The organism is Streptomyces sp. NPDC014889, from assembly GCF_043081205.1.
GTDB lineage: Bacteria > Actinomycetota > Actinomycetes > Streptomycetales > Streptomycetaceae > Streptomyces.
This window is the reverse complement of sequence record NZ_JBIBWH010000047.1, coordinates 1-1,553: the sequence shown is the minus strand read 5'-3', so window position 1 is coordinate 1,553 and position 1,553 is coordinate 1. Positions and strand designations below refer to the sequence as shown.

General features: G+C 59.4%; 1 protein-coding gene. It reads left to right on the top strand.

Going from position 1 to position 1,553, the window contains the following annotated elements:
* Positions 1–145 precede the first annotated feature (145 nt).
* The gene (locus tag ACF09J_RS36020) at positions 146–1,411 is read left to right on the top strand and encodes an IS256 family transposase (protein WP_003943361.1); all 1,266 of its coding nucleotides are present in this window, start codon (positions 146–148) and stop codon (positions 1,409–1,411) included.
* The last annotated feature ends 142 nt before the right edge of the window (positions 1,412–1,553 follow it).

The window sequence follows — 1,553 nt, the reverse complement described above, 5'->3', positions numbered from 1 at the left end:
AGACCCGCGGCACGGCGACCACGACTGCAGCGACGCTCACCGTCACCTCTGTCACGCCGCCGGGCTGCGGCGGGACTGTCTGAATAACGGTGGATCCGGTCCTTGATTCAACACGCCGAGCTGAGCTTGGCGGGAAGGATCGACGATGACCGAAACACTTGATCCCATGGCAGAGACTGAGGTGGATCAGAAGCAGTTGGCCGAGCAGCTCCTGGCTCAGGCCAAGGAGCAGGGCGTGGAGTTGATGGGCCCGAACGGACTCCTCAATCAACTCACCAAAAACGTCCTAGAGACCGCGTTAGACGCGGAGATGACCGAGCACCTGGGCTACGAGAAGCACGATGCCGCCGGCCGCGGCAGCGGCAACTCGAGGAACGGTACCCGTTCGAAGACGGTGCTCACTGAGATCGGGCCGGTGGAGATCGAAGTGCCACGCGACGTCGATTCTTCGTTCGACCCGCAGATTGTTAAGAAGCGTCAGCGACGCTTGACGGGTATCGATGAGATCGTATTGTCATTGACGGCAAAGGGTTTGACGACCGGCGAGATATCCGCGCACTTTCAAGATATTTACGGAGCGTCGGTGTCGAAGGACACGATCTCGCGGATCACCGACAAGGTCGTCGGGGAAATGACGGAGTGGCAGAACCGGCCACTTGATCGGGTGTATCCGGTGATGTTCATCGATGCGGTGCACGTGAAGGTTCGCGATGGGCAGGTCACCAACCGGCCGATGTATGTCGCGATCGGCGTCACCGTCAATGGCGAACGCGACATCCTCGGGATCTGGGCCGGCGAGGGCGGAGAGGGCGCAAAGTTCTGGCTCTCGGTCCTGACCGAGATCAAGAACCGTGGTGTGGCGGACGTCTGCATCGTTGTGTGCGACGGACTCAAAGGATTGCCTGAAGCGATCAACACCGTCTGGGAACTCGCTGTGGTGCAGACGTGCATTATTCATCTGATACGCAACACTTTTCGCTTTGCCTCTCGTAAATATTGGGATGCGATGGCGCGTGATCTCAAACCTGTCTACACCGCTCCGTCGGAGTTTGCGGCCAGGGAACGATTCGCTGAGTTCACGCAGAAATGGGGGCAGCAGTATCCAGCGATTATCAAGATGTGGGACAACGCGTGGAGTGAGTTCGTTCCGTTCCTGGACTACGACGTCGAGATCAGGCGCGTCATCTGCTCGACGAACGCGATCGAGTCTGTCAACGCTCGCTACAGGCGCGCAGTACGGGCGCGTGGGCACTTCCCGACTGAGCAGGCGGCGCTCAAATGCTTGTACTTGGCCACGCGTGCTCTGGACCCGACAGGGAAAGGTAAGGCACGATGGGCAATGAGGTGGAAGCCCGCGCTCAATGCGTTTGCGATCACCTTCGAAGGACGCATCACCCTGAACGGTAACTAACCGACATCAAGGTCGGATCCACCGTTAATCGGACACTCCCGCTGCGGCACAGGATCGAGCGGCAGTGCGAGTAGTGGAAGTGACAGTGGTAGCGCCGGTGCGTTCGGCAGCGAGTCCGCAAGCACATCCGGGTCGAGTGATT